The 559-nt window shown below is 40.3% G+C and carries 1 protein-coding gene; it reads left to right on the top strand.

The window, feature by feature from the left end:
- Positions 1-137: 137 nt before the first annotated feature.
- Positions 138-559, top strand: a 422-nt coding sequence (locus tag DNJ75_RS15230; RefSeq protein WP_157968428.1) for a DNA-binding protein, incomplete at its 3' end; no start/stop codon positions are given.

Below are 559 nucleotides of genomic sequence, written 5' to 3'. Positions count from 1 at the left end.
ACAGGTATAGGACTTGATCAATGTGTCCAAATAGCGCAAAAATTAAAAGCAAACTTCAGCATTGATAATAGGAATGATAATAGCAAAGGAGCTGCTGTTACACTGAGTTTTCAAGATAAATGAACGGGTACTGAAACATGCCAGATAAAATAGGAAAAAGAGGAAAAAGAGCAAAGCGTGATAATCTGAGTTTTGATGAAGTCGCTCAGGTATGCGAAAAATTAATGACTGATGGTGAAAAAGTCACCGTGCGCAATGTGCTTGCAGTGACAGGTGGCGGATTTGCAACCGTTTCTGATTTCATTAAACAGTGGCAGGAGCAACAGGTGGTCTCTGATGCTACAGACTTACCTAAAACACTTATTACCGCATTAAAGACGGCATATAAAAGTATATTGAGCGAACAGGAAGAAAGCTATCAACAAAAGCTTAATCTCGAAGCACAACATACACGAGAAGCGCTCGATCAGGTAACACTGCTTGAAAAAACGACCGCTGAACTGCAAAATGAACTGGAAAAATGCCAACATGCCACCACCTCAAAGATTATGGCACTTGA

This window comes from Cysteiniphilum litorale, from assembly GCF_003428165.1.
GTDB lineage: Bacteria > Pseudomonadota > Gammaproteobacteria > Francisellales > Francisellaceae > Caedibacter > Caedibacter litoralis.
Note: the sequence above shows the minus strand (reverse complement) of the source record. Positions and strands in the feature narration are given on the sequence as shown.